Below are 2177 nucleotides of genomic sequence, written 5' to 3' on the forward strand. Positions count from 1 at the left end.
GACATCCGCCCCGCCGAGGCGCTCGCCGCCGACCTCGACGCGGTCCGGGCGCTCGACCCCCGGATCGAGGTGGTGGACTGCCGCTACGTCGAGCCCGACGATCTGCGCACCGCACGCGGCCGGCCCGGCGCCGCCGCCGACCCCGAACTCCGCTCCCGCGCCCCGAAACCCACCGACGATCAGCTCGATCTGCTCGCCAGAGCCGAGATCGCCCTCGTCGCCGACCTGCCGTTCGAGGTGGCCACGCTCGCGCCGAACCTGCGCTGGGTGCAGAGTTGCGCGGCCGGCAACGGGCAGTTGCTCTCGGCCGGGTTGCCCACCGAGCGGGTGGCGCTGACCACCGCTGCGGGCGTGAACGGCGCCCCGATCGCCGAGTTCGTGTTCGCGCGCCTGCTCGCATTCTTCAAGCGGCACCGCGACTTGGACGCCATCCAGCGCGAACACCGATGGCAGCCCGCGTTCGGCCCGCTCGTGCAGGGCAGGACGCTCGGGCTGATCGGCGTCGGCGGCATCGGCTCGCAGATCGCCCGCCGCGCACAGGCGTTCGGGATGACCGTACACGCGACACGGCGCCGGGTGGACGTGGCCGCCGAGCACGTGGATCGGCTGTTCCACCCGGACGACCTGCACCACATGCTCGCCGGCTGCGACGCGGTCGTCTCCGCGGCGCCCGAGACGGCGGACACCGTCGACACGATGGACGCGGCGGCGTTCGCGGCGATGCGCGAGGGCTCGTTCTACTGCAACGTGGGCCGCGGGTCGTTCGTGGTCGAGGCGGACCTGATCGCCGCGCTCACCGGCGGACACCTGGGCGGGGCCGCGCTCGACGTGGTCCGGGCCGAGCCGCTGCCGGCGGAGGATCCGCTGTGGGACGCGCCCAACCTGTACCTGTCGGCGCATTGTTCGAGCGCGGCCCTCGAACACTTCACCGAGGTCTTTCGGCTCTTCCTCGACAACCTGGCCCGCTACCTCGCGGGCGACGAACTGCGCAACCGGATCGACCCGACCGCGGGTTGCTGAACCGACCGCGCACCCCGACGGGACAGGTGTTGCGCCGGCGCCTGGTGGACCTGCTCACGACAGTCGAACCCGAGGGGTGAGCACTGAAGTCGAGCCCGCCCCGCGTTGATCAGCGCGGGCCGCTCGCCTGCGGATATGCTCGCAACTCAAGCACGTGGCTCGAACGCACGGCACGAGCGAAACGGGCGATCCGGGCGGCACAGGCGGCACGAGCCACGCGAACGACGGCATCGGGGGTCGTGATGACGGACGGATACGGACTGCCGGCGCAGCGCGACAACGTGCCGCCGTGGACGCCGCTCGACGACTTTCTCCTGTTCACGTGCGACGTGGTCGCCGACGTCGTCGCGGGCCGCGCCGACCGTCGCGCGCCGGTGCCCAGCGTGATCCGCCTGAACCCCGGCGAGTACGCGTTGGCGATGGGGCCGGCCGAGCGCTTCACGATGCGCGCGCCCGGCGACGGCAGTTACACGCAGAGCAGCACCTTCGCGTTCGGCAGCCCGACCTTCGTGGCCGGTGCGCTCGCGGCCAACGCGATCGGCAACTCGATACAGCGCAACAACGCCGCCCGCGGCTTGGTCCCGCGTTGGATGCCGGACGGCTTCGGCGACGTCACCGTGACGAACAAGCACGCCCAGTTGATCCACCCGGTCGCGCCGTTGTCGCTGTACTGGAACGGCCTGGACGCGATCGAGCTGCCCGCGCCCGGGGTGTTCCAGGCTTCCTTCCAGGACATCCACGGGCACGGCTTCATGAGCATTCGGCTGCACACGCCGTGGGCCTCGCTGATCTTCGCCCTCGCCGCGATCGACTCGTTCCCGGCCCACCCCCGCCTGCTGACCGGAGCCTGGCTGCCGCCGTACTTCGAGCAGCACTGCGCGGCGCACGGCCGCTACTGCCGACCGGCGGCGCGGATGGCGGTCGAGAAGTACGAGACCTGACCGAAGAACGACGAGCGACGAACCAAGAACCAAAACCAAGGCCAAGGCCAAGGCCAAAACCAAGAACGACGAGCGAAGCACGACGAGCGCGCCGGCGGCGGGCGTTCGTGGCGTGGCAAGCGGCGCCGGCTGGAGATCCAGCCGGCGCCGCTCGGCTTTTCGGACCTGCGGCGGCGAACCGCGACGCCCCACCGACCCCCCCCGCCCGAACGCCCC

At 71.7% G+C, this 2177-nt stretch carries 2 protein-coding genes; both read left to right on the forward strand.

Annotated features, from left to right (window positions below):
* A partial coding sequence (locus GT354_RS30570; RefSeq protein WP_161359615.1) for a D-2-hydroxyacid dehydrogenase occupies nucleotides 1-1020 on the forward strand: 1020 nt, incomplete at its 5' end.
* Between the two features lie 242 nt (nucleotides 1021-1262).
* Entirely contained in the window at nucleotides 1263-1961 is a 699-nt protein-coding gene (locus tag GT354_RS30575) for a hypothetical protein (RefSeq protein WP_161359616.1), read from the forward strand.
* Nucleotides 1962-2177 lie beyond the last annotated feature (216 nt).

The organism is Streptomyces sp. SID3343, from assembly GCF_009865215.1.
In the GTDB taxonomy this organism is placed as follows: Bacteria; Actinomycetota; Actinomycetes; order Streptomycetales; family Streptomycetaceae; genus Embleya.